General features: G+C 69.3%; 13 protein-coding genes. 10 read left to right on the forward strand and 3 right to left on the reverse strand.

Translation table 11 applies throughout. The features are described 5' to 3' along the window. Positions 1 to 34: 34 nt before the first annotated feature. Positions 35 to 1,003 carry a lysylphosphatidylglycerol synthase transmembrane domain-containing protein gene (locus NQK81_RS26770; RefSeq protein WP_257483698.1) on the forward strand — a complete coding sequence of 323 codons (969 nt, stop codon included), beginning with the start codon at positions 35 to 37 and terminating at the stop codon, positions 1,001 to 1,003. 4 nt (positions 1,004 to 1,007) lie between these two features. Here the strand turns inward: NQK81_RS26770 and NQK81_RS26775 are convergent, their stop codons facing one another. Continuing rightward, the gene (locus tag NQK81_RS26775) at positions 1,008 to 2,951 is read right to left on the reverse strand and encodes a DUF6541 family protein (protein ID WP_257483699.1); all 1,944 of its coding nucleotides are present in this window, start codon (positions 2,949 to 2,951) and stop codon (positions 1,008 to 1,010) included. A 261-nt stretch (positions 2,952 to 3,212) separates the two neighbouring features. Here NQK81_RS26775 and NQK81_RS26780 point away from each other — a divergent pair, with 261 nt between their 5' ends. From NQK81_RS26780 to NQK81_RS26790, 3 genes are read left to right on the forward strand one after another with little or no spacing between them, the layout of a single operon-like run. Further along, positions 3,213 to 4,823, forward strand: a complete 1,611-nt coding sequence (locus tag NQK81_RS26780; RefSeq protein WP_257483700.1) for a DUF8728 domain-containing protein — start codon at positions 3,213 to 3,215, stop codon at positions 4,821 to 4,823. Continuing rightward, positions 4,820 to 6,247, forward strand: a complete 1,428-nt coding sequence (wsfD, locus tag NQK81_RS26785) for a glycan biosynthesis hexose transferase WsfD (RefSeq protein ID WP_257483701.1) — start codon at positions 4,820 to 4,822, stop codon at positions 6,245 to 6,247. Before NQK81_RS26780 ends, wsfD begins: the two co-directional genes overlap by 4 nt. A gap of 53 nt (positions 6,248 to 6,300) precedes the next feature. After that, complete coding sequence (locus tag NQK81_RS26790) at positions 6,301 to 7,035, forward strand: lysophospholipid acyltransferase family protein (RefSeq protein ID WP_126732442.1); 735 nt, start codon at positions 6,301 to 6,303, stop codon at positions 7,033 to 7,035. Between the two features lie 111 nt (positions 7,036 to 7,146). On the opposite strand, the gene NQK81_RS26795 is transcribed toward NQK81_RS26790, so the two are convergent. Further along, entirely contained in the window at positions 7,147 to 7,947 is an 801-nt protein-coding gene (locus NQK81_RS26795) for an HAD family hydrolase (RefSeq protein ID WP_257489852.1), read from the reverse strand. A gap of 82 nt (positions 7,948 to 8,029) precedes the next feature. On the opposite strand from NQK81_RS26795, the gene NQK81_RS26800 reads away from it, so the two are divergent. Then, positions 8,030 to 8,923 carry an LLM class flavin-dependent oxidoreductase gene (locus NQK81_RS26800; protein ID WP_257483702.1) on the forward strand — a complete coding sequence of 298 codons (894 nt, stop codon included), beginning with the start codon at positions 8,030 to 8,032 and terminating at the stop codon, positions 8,921 to 8,923. 387 nt (positions 8,924 to 9,310) lie between these two features. Here the strand turns inward: NQK81_RS26800 and NQK81_RS26805 are convergent, their stop codons facing one another. After that, the gene (locus NQK81_RS26805; protein WP_257483703.1) at positions 9,311 to 11,320 is read right to left on the reverse strand and encodes a DUF6541 family protein; all 2,010 of its coding nucleotides are present in this window, start codon (positions 11,318 to 11,320) and stop codon (positions 9,311 to 9,313) included. An 81-nt stretch (positions 11,321 to 11,401) separates the two neighbouring features. Between NQK81_RS26805 and glf the strand changes: the two genes are divergently transcribed. From glf to NQK81_RS26830, 5 genes are all read left to right on the forward strand, one after another. Continuing rightward, positions 11,402 to 12,628, forward strand: coding sequence for a UDP-galactopyranose mutase (glf, locus tag NQK81_RS26810; RefSeq protein ID WP_126732438.1), 1,227 nt, complete (start codon positions 11,402 to 11,404; stop codon positions 12,626 to 12,628). Further along, complete coding sequence (locus NQK81_RS26815; protein WP_037333445.1) at positions 12,621 to 13,136, forward strand: phosphatase PAP2 family protein; 516 nt, start codon at positions 12,621 to 12,623, stop codon at positions 13,134 to 13,136. The genes glf and NQK81_RS26815 overlap by 8 nt, the downstream gene beginning before the upstream one ends. Then, positions 13,133 to 14,092: a decaprenyl-phosphate phosphoribosyltransferase gene (locus NQK81_RS26820; RefSeq protein ID WP_063277319.1), complete on the forward strand. Its 960-nt coding sequence runs from the start codon at positions 13,133 to 13,135 to the stop codon at positions 14,090 to 14,092. Before NQK81_RS26815 ends, NQK81_RS26820 begins: the two co-directional genes overlap by 4 nt. A 98-nt stretch (positions 14,093 to 14,190) precedes the next feature. After that, the gene (locus tag NQK81_RS26825) at positions 14,191 to 14,547 is read left to right on the forward strand and encodes a hypothetical protein (protein WP_257483704.1); all 357 of its coding nucleotides are present in this window, start codon (positions 14,191 to 14,193) and stop codon (positions 14,545 to 14,547) included. A 38-nt stretch (positions 14,548 to 14,585) separates the two neighbouring features. Beyond that, positions 14,586 to 16,091 (forward strand): hypothetical protein, encoded by a 1,506-nt coding sequence (locus tag NQK81_RS26830; protein ID WP_257483705.1) that lies wholly within the window; start codon positions 14,586 to 14,588, stop codon positions 16,089 to 16,091. Positions 16,092 to 16,364 lie beyond the last annotated feature (273 nt).

The following is a 16,364-nucleotide window of genomic DNA, read 5'->3' on the forward strand; positions in this document are numbered from 1 at the left end:
CCTGCGGTGACGAGGTAGCAGCAGAGGAGGTTCAGTGACGACCGTCGAAACGCCCGAAGAGGACACTTCGGTTTCCGTAAAGCAACCGAAATCCACGAAGGCGAAGATCCTCGACGTCGTCCGCTGGGTCGCCATCCTGCTGGTCGTCGGTTTCGCGGCGAAGACGTTGGTCACCAATTGGGGTGAATTCTGGCGGACCTTGTCCGAGGTCGCGTGGGAATCCTCCACGTTGAGCCTGCTCGCGCTCATCGCCGCGATCATGGTGTCGACCTACGGCTGGCAGGTCATGGTCGACGACCTCGGCAAGCCGATCGGCTACGCCCGCGGCGCGCAGATCTGCCTCGTCGGCTCGCTCGGCAAGTACGTGCCGGGTTCGGTGTGGGCGTATCTGCTGCAGATGGAGCTTGGCCGCAAGGCCGGGCTCGCCAGGGCCCGGATCTTCACCGGCTCGCTGATCCAGCTCGGTGTCGGCGTGGTGTCCGCCCTGGTCGTCTCGCTGCTCGCGGCCCCCGCGGTGTTCAGCAACAGCCCGCGGGCGCTGTGGCTGTTCGTGCTCATCCCCGTCGGGCTCGCGATGCTGCACCCACGCGTGCTCACCTGGGGCACGTCGCTCGTGCTGCGGATCCTGCGCCGCCCGCCGCTGGACCACCGGCTGAGCTGGTCGGTCGTCGGGAAGGTCTTCGGCTCGTCGACCGCCGCGTGGGCGCTCCAGGGCGTGCACCTGTGGCTGCTGGCGAACTCCGTCGGCACGCCCGGGTTCAGCGGGTTCGTGCTGTGCGTCGGCGCGATGGCCGTCGCGATGACCGTCGGGACGTTCGCGTTCATCCTGCCCAGCGGCGTCGGCGTCCGGGAGGTCGCGCAGGTCGCCGTGCTGACCGCCTCGGGTCTCACCGTCGTCCAGGCGACGGCGTTCGCCATCGCCTCGCGGGTGATGTTCACCGTCGCCGATCTGATCACCGCCGGTGGCGCCGCCCTCTCGGCCCGCCTCGTAGCCCGCGATTAGTCGGCTAATCGCGAGGGGTCAGCCGGTAGATGACGGCGTCGGCGTTGCGGTACACCTCGGTCACGAAGTTCAGCCCCTCCAGATCGCGCAGCCCGGGCTGGCGCTGGGCACCCGTCGGGTAGCCGTACTGCCCGAGGATCACCCACCGCACGTTCAGCCGCGCCACCGCCGCCCGCACCTCGGGGTTCGACGGGTACTCGCGGAAATGCCACTCCAGCAGCCCCACGTCCGGCGGCGGCAGCGTCTCGTCGAAATGCCCGGAAGTCGTGCGGACGCCGGAGAGCGCGTAGGTCCACACCGTCCCGTCCAGCCGGTCGTTCAGCACGCGCTCGCCGGGTTTCACGAACTCGGCGAGCTTCTCCATCGCGACGACCTCGTCCGGGCTCACCGGCAGCTTGTGCGGATTCACGCCGGGCGTGTTCGCGTAGCCGGGCGCGATCTTCTCCGCGTTGGACCGTGCGTAGAAACCGTCACTCAGGAAGGCGAACGCGCCGAACACCACCACCGCGACGGCGAACGCGGGCACCTTCCGGTGCGTCACGCTGTCCCGGAGCCACGCCTGCGTCTCGGCGAGGCCGTGGGCGGCGATGATCGCCAGCGGGATCGCCGCCATCGACATGAACCGGTACGGGTCGTTCCACCACGGCCGGGACAGCGCCAGCACGAGCGGCTGCTCGGACGACGTCACCGCGATGTAGGCGAACCCGGTGATCAACGCCGTCACGCCGATCCAGCGCAGCCCGCCCAGCCGCGAGAAGAAGATGAAGCCCAGCAGCAGCGCGGCCGAAAGCCAGACCTGCGGATACGGCTGGTGGTGCTGGAAGCCCAGCAGCGCGCCGAGCGCCGTCGTCGCCCGCCATTCGACCGGCCAGCTCCGGTAGGGCACCTCGCCGTTCGCGAGCCCGATCGCGCCGAACAGCTGCAACCACGCCACGCCGATCGCGATGACCGCGACGATCGCCAGCGCGCGCAGGTCCCGGCCGATCCGCCGCCACCGTTCGCCCGGCGCGACCCAGCGTTGCAGCAGTAGCGGGCCGGCGAACAGGATCGAGCCGAACAACGCGGACGAGTGCACGCACAGCAACCCGAGAGCGGCGGCCAGCAGCACGAAACCGGTGTCGGGCGCGGGCCGGTCGAGGTAGCGCTTCACCGCGACGGCGGCCAGCGGGGTCAGCGCGAGGCCGAGCAGGAACGGGAGCAAAGGTCCCCTGCTCATCGATTCGTACAGGCCCATCACCGGCGCGATCGAGACGAGGGCGACCGCGCCCGCGAACACCGCGCGCCCCCGGAACACGCGCACCATCGTGACCAGCGACAACGCCAGCAACGCGGGCAGCAGCGCGGTGTTCACGTCCAGCGTCAGCGGGATGGTCGCCGGGCCGAGCAGGTACACCACGGACGCGAGCAGGTGGTACGCGTTGGGATAGAACACCGGCGCCGCGCCGCCGTACCAGTTGACCTCGCCGGTGCCGAACAGGCCGCCGTCCCCGGTTTCGGCGATCTGCCGGACACCGTTGGCGTGATAGACGGCGTCGAACCCCTGCGGGATGGCGTCCAACCTGCCCATCCCGCGCACCACCGCGTACATCCCGACGCCGGCCGCGAGCAGCAGGCACGCCCCGACCGCGAGATGCCCGGAACGTCCCCACAGCGGCTCCTCGGGCCCGGGCGGCCATCGGCGCAGGGTGAGCCTTCGCAGACCGAACGCGACCCCGGCGAACAAGGCCGTCGCCACCGCGTACGTCACCGGGTTGAATGGGAGCCCGAGAGCGGCCGCCCACGGCCCGGCGAGACCGCCGATCGCGTAACTCAGCAACGGCGTCATCCCCGCGAGCACCCAGCCACGCAGGCCGGCGGCGAGCCCGGTGAGCAGACCGGGGAGACCGATGACGAGCAGCGCGACGCACAGCGTGACGACGTCGGCCGACAGGGAGGTCTGGGTGGGCACGGGCTACCTCGGGTGGGGAATCCGCACGGAACCCCCGAGGTGCGGAACGGAATGGGAAACCAGATTAACCGCGGGGCACCGTTACCCGAAGGAGTCACATCCGGTCCGGCACAAGGGCGGAACATTGCCTACTTTGTGCACACTTGCTGGCCCATTCGTGTCAATTGACTGCGCCGAAAGAAACGCACCGCCGCGGTGATCGATACTTGACCGTAGTCTTTTCGCACACGGGGTGGCTCGGCCCGGGAGGGTGGGGATCAGGTGGTGATCGCGCTCGTCGTCGCCTGGTTCCTGGTCGCGATCTTCGTACTGGTGGCCTGGCCGAGGATCGGCGCCGACAAGGCCTGGCGCGCCTGCGCGCTGCTGCTGACCCTCGTTTTCTCGCTGGTGCACCAGCTGATGTTTTCGACCATCGCGGAGGACGCGTACATCACCTTCCGTTACGCCCAGAACATCGCCGACGGCAACGGCCCGGTGTTCAACCCCGGCGAGCGGATCGAGGGTTACGCGAATTTCCTCTGGATGATCGTGATCGCGTTGCCGAAGGCCGCTTTCGGGGCCGACATCGAGACGTCCGCGATCGTGCTCGGCGTCCTCGCCACGCTCGGCGTGGTCCTGCTCGCCCACGTGACGGTGAACCGCGTGGTCGCGCGGGCCGCCGGTGAGGCGCGCCCGGCCTATGGCGTGGCCGCCGCGGTGCTCGTCGCGGGCGCCGGAGGGCTCGCCGCGTACGGCGGATCCGGCTCCGAGACGCCGTTGTTCGTGCTGCTCGTGTTCGGCGTCTTCGCCTCGCTCGCGGCCCGTCGGCCGGTGGTCGCGGGCGTGCTCGTCGCCTTCGCGACGATGACGCGCCCGGCGGGGTTCCTGCTCGCGGTACTGGTCGGGATCTGGCTGGTCGCCGCCGCCCTGCGCGGCCGCTACACGTGGTGGTCACCGGTGGGCTGGCTGCTCGGCGGGCTCGTCTTCGCGGCGCCGTGGACGGCCTGGCGGGTGACCTACTACGACCATGTCCTGCCGACGTCGGTCGTCATCCCCTTCGACCTCGGGCTGCCCGCCCGGATCGACGCCGGATGGCGGTATCTGTCGGGTTTCTCGCTGGTCCACCAGGGATTTCTGCTGCTCGGCCTGATCTCCGTGGTTGCCCTTCTGCTGCGCCGGCCCGGCCGGACGCCGCACGAGGCCGAAGCCAGGTCGCTGACCTGGCTGATGCTGGTCACCGCGGTCGCGCTCACCGGTTTCGTGGTCTTCTTCGGCGGCGACGCCGGGCCCGCCTGGCGGCTCCTGGCGCCGATCCCGCCGCTGTTGTCGGTGGCGGCCGTGTCCGTTTACGGCGTGCTCGTCGCGGCCGCGAAACCGAGCCCCCGCCCGCGTCCGCCGGTCCAGCGGCTGATGCCCGCCGCCGCGGTGGCGCTGTCCGGGCTCGCGGTGCTGGTGTCGGTGTTCAGCCCGGAGATGCTGGCCCGCGTGCGCGCCTGGCACGACCACGGCGTTCAGATGGAGGAGATCGGCCGCTGGCTCGACGCCTACCTCCCGCCCGGTTCGGTCGTGAGCACCTCCGCGCCCGGCGTGCTGTCGTATCACGCCGGGACACGACTGCAGATCGTCGGCGTCCGGGGCCAGACCGAGGAAACGGGCGAGGCCGTCGTCTCCAGGCGGCATCCGACGATCGCCGTCGTCACCGACAGCGGCTACTCGGCGAAGCAGACCTGCGTGATCGACCCGGCGTACGCGGCCAGGTACCGCGTCGCGACCTTCGCGCGTGAAGGAACCTCGTCGTGGATCACCGTGTTCCCGCGGGCGGACGTCGAGCGAGCGGTCACCTCGGCCCTCGACCGCTCGCCGGATTTCCGCCACGTACCGTGCCCTTCGTGAGTGTCGTTTCCCCCAGCAGACCGGCAGCGCGTGAGGCGACCTCGCGCCTGTTCGGCCTCGGTGTGTTCGCCGCCGCGCTCACCGTGCTCCTGGTTCGTTTCCTCGTGCCGCGGCCGATCGCGATGTCCGACAACGGTGACGGTTTCCGCGTGCTGTGCGGCGCGGGCATCCCGTGGAAGGGCAAGCCGGAGGGATTCGTCCACCTCGCCTACACCGTCCCGGCAGGCGAATGCGACGCCACCTATCTCCTGACCCAGAGCTGGTTCGCGCGGATCGCGCGGTCGATCGGCGGAGTGCTCGGCCTCGAATCGACGCTGAGCCTGGTCGTCCTCGGCGTGCTCACCGGCGTTCTCGCCGCCGCGGCGGTCGCGCTGATCGTCGTCGGGCTGCCGTACTCGCGCCGCGTCCGCGGTTTCGCGGCCGTGGGGCTGCTGCTGGTCGTCGCGGACTCCGCGTTCTTCGGCTACTTCGCCTCCGTGCTCGGTGAAGGTGCCGCCTTCCTCGGTCTTCTGCTCGCCGTCGGCGGCTTGCTGCTCGCCGCGCGGCCAGGCTGGTGGCGCTACGCGGGCCTCGCCGTGCTGCTCTTCGGCGGCCTGATCGCGGTCAACGCCAAGGTCCAGACGCTGATGATCCTGCCGTTGCTCGCGCTCGCCGCGCTGCTCGTCCGTCCGGACGGCGTTCGCGGCTTGAGGCGCTGGCTGCCCGTGGTGTTCGTCATCGGCGCGCTCGCCGGTGGCACGGCCTATGCGCAGCAGACCGTCGAACCGGCGAAACTTCCCGATGGCTCGCTCGCCGCGCGGCCGGGCGACGATTCGCGTGAGATCAACATGTTCAACACGATCTTCCTGACCATTGTGGACGGTCGGCACGACACCGCGGCCGACCTCGCCGCGCTGGGCCTGCCCGCCTCGTTCGGCCAGTACGCGGGCAACGGCTGGTGGCATCCGAAGCCCGCGACGCAGGACCCCGAGTACCCGAAGTACCGCGAACAGATCAGCAGGCGCAACGTCGTCGAGTACTTCGCGACGCACCCGTGGCGCACCGTCGAGATCCTGGACCGCGCGGCGGGCGATCTGCTCACCGCGCGGCCGCCCTACCTCGGTAGCTTCGACCGGTCGGCCGGCTTCGCCCCGGAAACCCAGGAATACCGCGTCCCGATCGTTTCGACCGTGACGAAACTGCTGGCACCGCTGGGTTTCTTCGCTCTGCTGCCGATATGGGCCCTGATCGCCTGGCGAGGCTGGAAGACGCGGCGCGCCGCGCTGGGTGTCGTGCTGGGCTTCCTGCTCGCCATCGCCGCCGGGCAGTTCGTGCTGGCCGCGCTGGGCGACGGCTTGGAGAACGTCAAGCACCAGGTGATCGCGCTGTACTGCACGGTGCTGGGCGTCGCCCTCGCACTGGTGACCTTCGCGCGCTCGGAGTGATGTGACCTACGCGACCGTAGGTTGGTTACCCTACGGTAGCGTAACCTGAACGAATGGCTGAGCTCGTTTACCCGCCCGTCATCATGGCGGCGAAGTTGATGTTCCGGGTGCTGGACAACCGCATCCGGGTGGAGGGGACCGAGCACATCCCGTCGACGGGCGGGGCGGTCATCGCCTGCAACCACGTGAGCTACCTCGACTTCATCTTCTGCGGCCTCGGCGCGCAGCCGGCGAAGCGCCTGGTCAGGTTCATGGCGAAGAAGGAGATCTTCTCCAACCGCATCGCCGGACCGCTCATGCGCGGCATGCACCACATCTCCGTCGACCGCGGCGCCGGTCTCGCGTCGTACCGCGAAGCCGTCGAGCGGCTGAAGGCCGGGGAGGTCGTCGGCGTGTTCCCCGAGGCGACGATCAGCCGGTCGTTCACCGTGAAGGACATCAAGTCCGGCGCGGTCCGGATGGCCGCCGAGGCGGGTGTCCCGGTCGTGCCGATGGCGCTGTGGGGCACGCAACGGCTGTGGACCAAGGGCCGCCCGAAGGACCTGACCAAACGCCACGTCCCGATCTCGATCCTCGTCGGCGAGCCGATGCACCCGAAGGCCGACGAAGACGCCGAGGTCCTCTCGAAGGACCTTCGCGTGCGGATGTCCGCGCTCGTGGACCGCGTCCAGGCCGGCTACCCGGAGAAGCCGTCCTCCGACGACGAGCGCTGGTGGCTGCCCGCGCACCTCGGCGGCACCGCGCCGACGCCGGAAGAGGCCGCGAAGCTCGACCGCGAAGGCCGCTAGCACCGCCAACGCCCCGCTGCCGTGTCGCGAAAGCCACTTTCGCGACGCTAGGTGTCTCGAAAGTGGCTTTCGCGACACGCGAAAGTCCGCTGGCACCCGGACCGCGCCCCGCTAGAACCAGCGCTCCAGCACCTGCGCGACCCCGTCCTCGGAGTTCGGCGCGGTCACCTCGTCGGCGACGTCGAGGGCGTACCGGTGCGCGTTGGCCATCGCGACGCCGTGGCCTGCCCAGCCGAGCATCTCGACGTCGTTCGGCATGTCCCCGAACGCGATCACCCGCTCGGCCGGGACGTCCAGCCGCTCGGCGACCTCGGCCAGACCGGTCGCCTTCGTGATGCCGTGCGCGGCGACCTCGATCAGGCCGGTGTTGGTCGAGTAGGTGATGTCCACCGAGCCGTCGAGCACCTCACGCGCCGCCCGCGCCATCTCGTCGGAGCTCATCCCGCGCCTGCTGATCAGCAGTTTGATCGCGGGATGCCCGAGCACCTCGGCCCGCGGCGCCTCCGTGCCCTCGTGGTTGCCCCAGGGGTTGTGGTAGTCCGGCTCGATCACGAAGTTGCGCATCTCCGGGTCGAGCGCGGAGCCGCCGACCCGCTCCGCGGCGAACCGGCAGCCGGGCAGAGCGTGATCAAGAGCACTCACCGTGTCGTGCAGCAGCTGGGGTTCGAGCAGTCCGTGGACCGCCACGATCCGGTCCGTCCCGATCTCGTACAGCACCGCGCCGTTCGCGCAGACCGCGTACCCGGTCAGGCCGAGCGGGTTCGCGATCGGCGCGATCCAGCGCGGCGGACGGCCGCTGGCCAGCACGAACGGCACACCGGCGTCGGCGACGCGCCGGACGACGTCGATCGTGCGTTCGGACAGGACCTCCAGCGGGCCGAGCAGCGTTCCGTCGACGTCGGAGGCGATCAAGAGGGGTTTTTCCACCCGCACATCATCCCCGAAGATCCGCCCATCGGGCGAAGTGTCGGTCTGGACCAGTACCTTCCCCGGTGTGCGCGTAGGCATCGTGATCCTTCCGGAAGATCGTTGGTGGGCGGCCGAGCCGAAATGGCGGGCCGCCGAGGAATACGGCTTCGACCACGCTTGGACGTACGACCACCTCGGCTGGCGGACCCTCGTCGACGGCCCGTGGTTCAGTGCGATGCCGACGTTGACGGCGGCCGCGATGGTGACGTCGCGGATCAGACTGGGCACCTTCGTCGCCTCGCCGGTCGCGCGGCATCCCGTGCCGTTCACCCGCGAGCTGACCACCCTCGACGACATCTCCGACGGCCGCTTCATCCTCGGCGTGGGCGCCGGCGTCACGAACACCAGCTACGACGCCGTCGTCCTCGACGGCCCCGAGCTGTCGGTCAAACAGCGCACGGACCGGTTCGCCGAGTTCGTCGAAGCGCTCGACGGGCTGCTGATGACCGACGGCTTCGACTTCGAGGGCGAGTACTACCGGGCCAAGGGCGCGCGGAACCAGCCGGGCTGCGTGCAGCGGCCGCGTTTGCCGTTCCTGGTGGCCGCGAACGGTCCGCGCACGATGACGCTCGCCGCGCGGTTCGGCGCGGGCTGGGCCACCACGGGCGTCAAGGCGGACACCCAAGACGAGTGGTGGAAGGGCGTCACGGAGCTCGTGAAGACCTTCGACGAGCGGCTCGACGTCGTGGGCAGGGACAAGGCGAGTGTGCAGCGGTTCCTGAGCCTCGACTCGGCGCCGGTCTTCTCGCTCTCCAGCGCGGGCGCGTTCGCCGACGCCGCCGGGCGGGCCGGGGAGCTCGGCTTCACCGACATCGTCACCCACTGGCCGCGGTCCGGGGACTACTACGTCGGCCGGGAGTCGACCCTCGAAGAGGTCGCGAGCGACGTACTCCCGGTACTCCAGGGAAGAAGTTCTTAGGCCGATCGGGTGACATCGGCGGGTCCGGTAAACCGGTTCCGCCCAGTGGTCGTCTGACAGACGAGTACAGCGAGTGGGTGCGGCCGGCGACGGCTGCCCCTCATGGGTCACCCCGGGGGTGAATGGGGGACTGAGGCTCGCGTGGTCGCGGCAGGGGCAGTCCGCGACCACGCGAGCCTTATCTTTTGCCGTGATTCGCGTGTCCAGGCGCGTAACTCGCGTGATTGAAGGCGTAACTCGCGTGCTTGAAGCCGTAACTCGCGTGCTTGAAGCCGTAACTCGCGTGATTGAAGGCGTAACTCGCGAGTTCCGGCGGGAGACACGCGTGTTACGCCTTCAATCACGCGTCATACGGCTTCAAGCACGCGTCTTACGCCCGGCAGGTGGTCAGCGCGTCAGCGTGTAGATCGAGGCGCCCGCGTTGCTGAAGTCCTTCCGCAGGAAGTCCAGCCCGTCCAGATCCCGCAGGCCCGGCGCCGGCGGTTCGCCGATCTTGATCGGCGTGCTCCCGATCAGCACGTGCTTGACGTTCAGCCGCCGCACCGCGGCCCGCACCTCGGGGTCGGTGTCGTACTCCCGGAAGTGCAGCGCCAGGTACTTGGCGTCCGGCGGCGGCACACCCGGGTCGTAGTGCCCGGCGACGGGGTGGATCCCGGTGATCGCGTACAGCCAGGCCGTCCCGTCGAAGCGCTCGTTGAGCACCTTCTCGTCCGGCCCGACGTTCATCTTGGTCAGCTCGTTCATCGCGGCCAGTTCGTCGGCGCTGACCGGCGGCGTGACCTCGCCCTCGGGCCCGTTGTAGTACAGGAACGACACCGCGTGCGCGTTCGACTCCGTGTAGAAGCCCTTGGTCAGCACGGCCGACGCGGCCACGACGAACACGGCGGTCGCCAGCCCCAGCCGGGCGGGCAGCGCGGGGCGTCTCTTCACCCAGGAGCGCCCGCTCGCCCACTTCGCGAACCAGCGCTGCAGCTCCGCCATCCCGTGCCCGGCCAGCAGGCACAGCGGGATCGCGGCGAGCGCCATCAGGCGGTACCGGTCGTTCCACCACGGCCGCGACAGCGAGATCACCCACGGCTCGGCGCCGAACGAGGCGACCAGCACGAACAGCGCCGAGAAGCCGATCGCCGAGAGCCCCAGCCAGCGCATCCGGCCGAGCCGGAACAGGCTCAGCACGCCGATCACCAGCAGCACCGTCAGCCACACCTGCGGGGCGCTCAGCACCTGCCGGAACGTCACGAGCAGGCCCAGCGACTTCACGACCGGCAGGTCGGAGCCCCACGCGTAATAAGGGTATGAACCCGAAGTGAATTTCAGGGCGCCGAGGATGTGCGGCGCCGCGAGCAGCCCGCTGCCCACCATCACCGGCACCATCTTGACGACGTCGCCGCCGATCACCCGCCAGCCGCCACGGCCTTCGGGCACTCCGTCGAGCGGCTTGTGCCGCAGGGCGCGGTACCAGCGCTGCACCACCAGCGGGAACGCGAACAGCAGCGCGCCGAACAGCGCCGACGAGTGCGCGGCCAGGAGGCCGACCGCGGTCAGCGCGAGCACGTAGCCGGTGTCGAGGCCGGGCCGCGCGAGGAAGCGGGCCAGCGCGACGACGGCCAGCGGCGTCAGCACGATCCCCAGCGCGAACGGCAGCAGCCCGCTGGACACCGACTCGTACGCGCCGGTGGTGGCCGCGGCGGCCACCAGGGCCGTGCAGCCCGCGAACACCGCCCGCCCGCCGAGCTGGCGGATCAGGGCGACCATCGACAGCGCGAACACGCCGGCGACCGGCATGGTGATGGCGTTCAGCGTGACCGGGATCGTCGTGCCCGAGATCGAGTACACGAGCGAGCCGACCAGGTGATACGCGTTCGGGTAGAACGAGCCGTCCGGGTACCAGTTGATGGTGCCCATACCGGTCAGCGAGCCGTCGCCGGTCTCGGCGATGTAGCGGATGCCGTTCGCGTGGAAGACGGTGTCCCAGCGCTGGAACACCGCCGTCGTCCCGCCGCGGGCCGAAAGCACCACGAGGATCGAGATCCCCACGGCCAGCGCGACGCAGGCGGCGACGGCGTAGTGCGCGCGCGGGTGCCACTTCGTCGGCGGCTCCTCGGCGCCCGGCTTGATCCAGCCGCGTGCCTGCCCCAGCCTCCGCAGGCCGAAACCGATCCCGGCGAGCACGGCCGTGACGGCCGCCACGGTCAGCGGGTTGTACGACACACCCGCGAGTGCCAGCCACGGACCGGCCAGTCCGGTTACCGTGTAGGACAGCAGTGGGGCCAGGCCCGCCAGTGCCCAGCCGCGCAGGCCCGCGGCCCGGCCGACGAGCCCGCCGGGGACCGCCAGGACGGCCAGATAGGTGAGGGTCGCACCGAAGTACGACCAGAAGGTGTCCGGAGTAGGCACTGCTTCCTAAATGTGTCTGTCGAAGGTGAAAACCGATGCTCGCTGCAGGGCTCGGAGTCGACGTGCGTACCCTCGACGCCCGTGAGCGCGCACACGAACCCCGACAAGATTACTGAAGCCGATTACACCGGCTACGACCTCATCGTGGTCGGCTCCGGATTCTTCGGGCTGACCGTCGCCGAACGGGCCGCGGCCGAGCTCGGCAAGAAGGTCCTCGTGCTGGAGCGGCGGCACCACATCGGTGGTAACGCCTACTCCGAGGCCGAGCCGGAGACCGGGATCGAGGTGCACCGTTACGGTGCGCACCTGTTCCACACCTCCAACAAGCGTGTGTGGGAGTACGTCAACCGCTTCACCGAGTTCACGAACTACCAGCACCGCGTGTTCGGCAAGTACCAGGGTCAGGTGTACCCGCTGCCGATGAACCTGGCGCTGATCAACCAGTTCTTCGGCAAGTCCCACACGCCGGACGAGGCCCGCGAGCTGATCGCCAAGCAGGCGTCGGAGTTCGAGACCGCGAACGCGCAGAACCTCGAAGAGAAGGCGATCTCGCTGATCGGCCGCCCGCTCTACGAGGCGTTCATCCGCGGCTACACGGCCAAGCAGTGGGAGAACGACCCGAAGAACCTGGGCGCCGACATCATCACCCGGCTCCCGGTCCGCTACACCTTCGACAACCGGTACTTCAACGACACCTACGAGGGCCTGCCGGTCGACGGCTACACCGCGTGGCTCGAGAAGATGGCCGAGCACGAGAACATCGAGGTGCGGCTGAACGTCGACTACTTCGACGTCCGCGAGCACATCCCCGCCGGCACCCCGACCGTCTACACCGGGCCGCTGGACCGCTACTTCGACTACTCCGCGGGCCGGTTCACCTGGCGCACGGTGGACTTCGAATCCGAGGTCGTCGAGACCGGTGACTTCCAGGGAGCCTCGGTCGTCAACTACAACGACGAAGAGGTGCCCTACACCCGGATCATCGAGTTCCGGCACTTCCACCCGGAGCGCAAGCACTACCCGAACGACAAGACGGTCGTGTTCCGCGAGTACTCCCGCTTCGCCGGCGAGGCCGACGAGCCGTACTACCCGATCAACACCCCGGAGAACCGCGAGAAGCTCGAGGCCTACCGCGAGCTGGCGAAGGCCGAGGCCAAGAACAAGAACGTGCTGTTCGGCGGCCGTCTCGGTACCTACAAGTACCTCGACATGCACATGGCCATCGGCTCGGCGCTGACCGCGTTCGACAACAAGATCGCGCCGCACCTGACCGATGGCGCGCCTCTCGACGGGTCCCTCGATGCTTGAGAAGGGCGCTCCCACCGGTGAGGTGGCTGTTCTCGCGAAGGCACAGGGCGTCCTGAAGAGCGACGTCACGGTGAAGGCGGCCCGGGGTCTTTCGCACTTCGGCGAGCACAGCGCGGGATGGTTCGCGCTGGGGCTCGTCGGGGCGGCGGTCGACAAGAAGCGCCGCAAGGACTGGCTGGTCGCGGCGGCCGGGGTCGTCGGCGCGCACGCGGCGTCGATCGCGGTGAAACGCGTGGTCAGGCGGCCACGACCGGACCACCCGAGCGTCGAGGTCTTGGTCTCCACGCCGAGCAAGCTGAGCTTCCCGTCCTCGCACGCGACATCGACTACGGCGGCGGCGGTGCTCTACTCCGGATTGACCGGGCGTAACCTGGTCCCGGCCCTGGTACCGCCGATGCTGGCCTCCCGGCTCGTGCTCGGCGTCCACTACCCGACCGACGTTCTGGCCGGAGCGGCCCTAGGGGGCGTAGTCGGCGGCCTGATACGTAGGAAGCTGAAGCGACGATGAGTGAAACGACCGAGAAGGCCGATTCCAAGCCTGACGACGTAGAACCCGTGGCCGAGGCCGCCGAACCGAAGAAGGTCGCCGGCGGTCTCGTCGGCGGCATCATCAAGACGGCACGCCCGCGCCAATGGGTGAAGAACGTGCTGGTGTTCGCCGCACCGTTCTTCGCCTTTTCGAAGTCGACGGACCGGACCGGCCTGCTGATCGCCGCGCTGATCGCCTTCGCGGCGTTCTCGCTGGTGGCCTCCTCGGTCTATCTCATCAACGACGCGATCGACGTCGAGGCCGACCGGGCGCATCCGACCAAGCGGAACCGGCCCATCGCGGCCGGGATCGTGCCGGTGCCGGTGGCGTTCGTCGCGGCCGCCGTGTTCTTCGCGGCGGGCCTCGGCATCTCGTTCTTCGCCAGCTGGCAGCTCGCGGTCGTGCTGGCGGTCTACGAGGCCGTCCAGCTCGGCTACTGCTTCGGGCTCAAGCACCAGCCGGTGGTCGATCTGGCCATCGTCGGCTCGGGCTTCCTGATGCGGTCGATCGCCGGTGGTGTCGCCGCGGGTATCGCGCTTTCGCAGTGGTTCCTGCTGGTCACCGCGTTCGGCTCGCTGTTCATGGTGGCGGGCAAGCGCTACGCCGAGATCATGCTCTTCGAGCGCACGGGCGCGAAGATCCGGTCTTCGCTGAAGAAGTACTCGGCGAGCTACCTGCGGTTCGTCTGGGCGACCTCCGCGGCGATCCTGATCATGTCGTACTGCCTGTGGGCGTTCGAGATCCGCCAGGTCGAGCACGACTCGGTCTGGGCGGTCGTCTCGATGGTCCCGTTCGTGGTGGCCGTCCTGCGCTACGCCGTCGACGTCGACGGCGGCAACGCCGGCGAGCCGGAGGAGATCGCGCTCAAGGACCGCGTGCTCCAGGTGCTCGGCGCGAGCTGGGTCATCACGCTGTTCCTGTCGTTCTACCTCTGATTCGACAGCTCACACACAGCGCATCCATAGGAAGCGCACGCATCCTCGGTGATGGGGGCGGGCACGCAGCCCGCCCCCATCACTTTGAGGAGCGAAAGATGAGCGACCCGCAGCGGCCGTCCGAAGACGAGGACAAGACGGTCGAGCAGCCTTCAGTGGCGGACGAAACCCCGAAGCAGCCCGCCGCGCCTCCGCCGGTGCAGCCGGCCCCGCCGAAGAAGGGCGGATTCCGCCGGTTCGCCGGGCACCGCGCGACGCAGCTGGTCGCGGTCGGCGCCCTCGGTTTCGTCCTCGGCGGCGGCATCATCGGCACCGCCGTCGGCCTGGCTTCCCGCGACGGCGACCGGCCCGGTTTCTCCCGCGAACACCGTGGTCACGGCGGTCCCGGCATGCACCGTGACTTCCGTGACGGCCCGGGCGACCGCGGCTGGCGTGACGAGTCCCACGGCAGGTAGATAACGGAATCATCACGCCGCCGTGTACGGTGTTCGTGATGCGAAGCGCCTCCGCCGATCTGCCCCAGGCTCCCGGTGCGCTGCCGGGAGCCGCCGTCCTTACCCGCCCCTGGGTGCTCCCGGCCGGGGCGGCGGTCGCTTCGGCCCTGGTGTTCGTGCTGGTCAGCGGGCATTTGATCGACGACACGTACATCACGCTCTCGTACGCGAAGAACCTCGCCTTCCATGGCCACTGGGGCCTGATCGAAGAGGGCACCGCCAACACCGCGACGTCGCCGCTGAACGTCCTCGTGCTGGCGCTCGTCACCTTCATCGTGCGGGACGCCGTCTTCGCCGCCGGGATCGTCTTCGTCGCGAGCCAGGTGGCGCTCGTCCTCGGCCTGCGCCGTATCGGCGCCGCGACCGGGCTCCCCGGCTGGTTCGCCCCGCTGGCGCTGGGCATGCTGCTGGTGAATCCGCTGCTGTTGTCGTCGGTCGGGCTCGAAGTCGCCCTCGGCGCGACCGCCGTCGTCTGGTCGATGGTGCTGCTGCACGAACGCCGTCCCGCCGCCGCGGGCGCGGTGATCGGCCTGATCGCGCTGATCCGGATCGACCTGCTGCTGATCGCGTTCGTGCTGTTCCTCGGGCGCCGCGAATTCTGGGCGGGTATCTGGCGGATGGCGTTCGCCGCGCTCGCGGTGACGCTGCCGTGGTACCTGTTCAGCTGGCTGGTGCTGGGTTCGGCGGTGCCGGACACCCTGGTCATCAAGATCATGCAGCGCTCGTGGGGGCCGTTCAGTTTCACCAACGGCCCGCTGCTGTACCTGAACAACTTCCCGGTGTCGGCGACGCTTTCCTTCCTGCCGCTCGTGATCGGTGCTCTAGCCGGTCTACTGTGGACATTCCACTTCCGGCGCGGTTCGGAGCGGGCGAAGCGGTTGCTGCCGTTCGCCACGCTCGCCATCGCCGGAGCGGTGCACTACCTGGCCTACTGCTGGCTGAACGTCCCGCCGTACCACTGGTATTACGCGCCGAGCATCGTCGGCGCGACGATCTTCCTCGCCGCCGGAGCCTGCGCGGTGCCGAGCCGGGCCCGGCTCGGCGCGGGGATCCTCGCGGGCGCCTTCCTTCTCGTGAGCGCCGTCGCCTACGCGGCTCCCGAACTGCCGCGCCGGTTCGCGCCCATCACCAGCAATCACGCCGCGTCCGACGAATACCGCGCGATCGGCGCGCAACTGGGCGAACTGACCAAGGGGCGCAAGGTGGAGAGCGCTGGCGAGGTCGGCGCGCTCGCCTACTCCTGTGATTGCGACATCGTCGACCAGTTCTCCGACCGCGGCTCGGTCGACCCGGCGATCGTCGAGACGAAGAACCGCAGCAGCGATCTGGGCAAGGCGTTGCTGGCGGCGAATTTCCGGTTCTTCGACCACAGCGTCCCGCCCGCGACCCCGGATCTCGTGCTGGCCACCACCCGGAAGGCGCCGCCGCCGAACGCGCTGGCGACCTGGACGATCAGCTCACCCTGGATGGGCACCCAAAGCCTGTACCTGCTGCCCGCGCGGTGAATGGCGTTCGGTTGGTGGCGGGAGCAAGGCTCGGCGCGGTCCTGACTGAGGTCGTGAGTGGCCATGAGCGTTCTGTTGAGCCGCAAGTCAAACGTGGCGTGGACGAACCCCTGCCGCGCGGGCCGTCTTCGCCGACTTCGCACTGAGATGGCCACCCTGGACAGCAGGGTCCCGGCCCGACCCCGTCGCGAAGTGTCCACAAAGGACACCTCTAGCCGATTGCGCGCCCGATTGATGTAACGATGTCCGGTTCTCGCGGAGGTCGTGAGTGAA

It is taken from the genome of Amycolatopsis roodepoortensis, assembly GCF_024628825.1.
Taxonomy (GTDB): Bacteria; Actinomycetota; Actinomycetes; order Mycobacteriales; family Pseudonocardiaceae; genus Amycolatopsis; species Amycolatopsis roodepoortensis.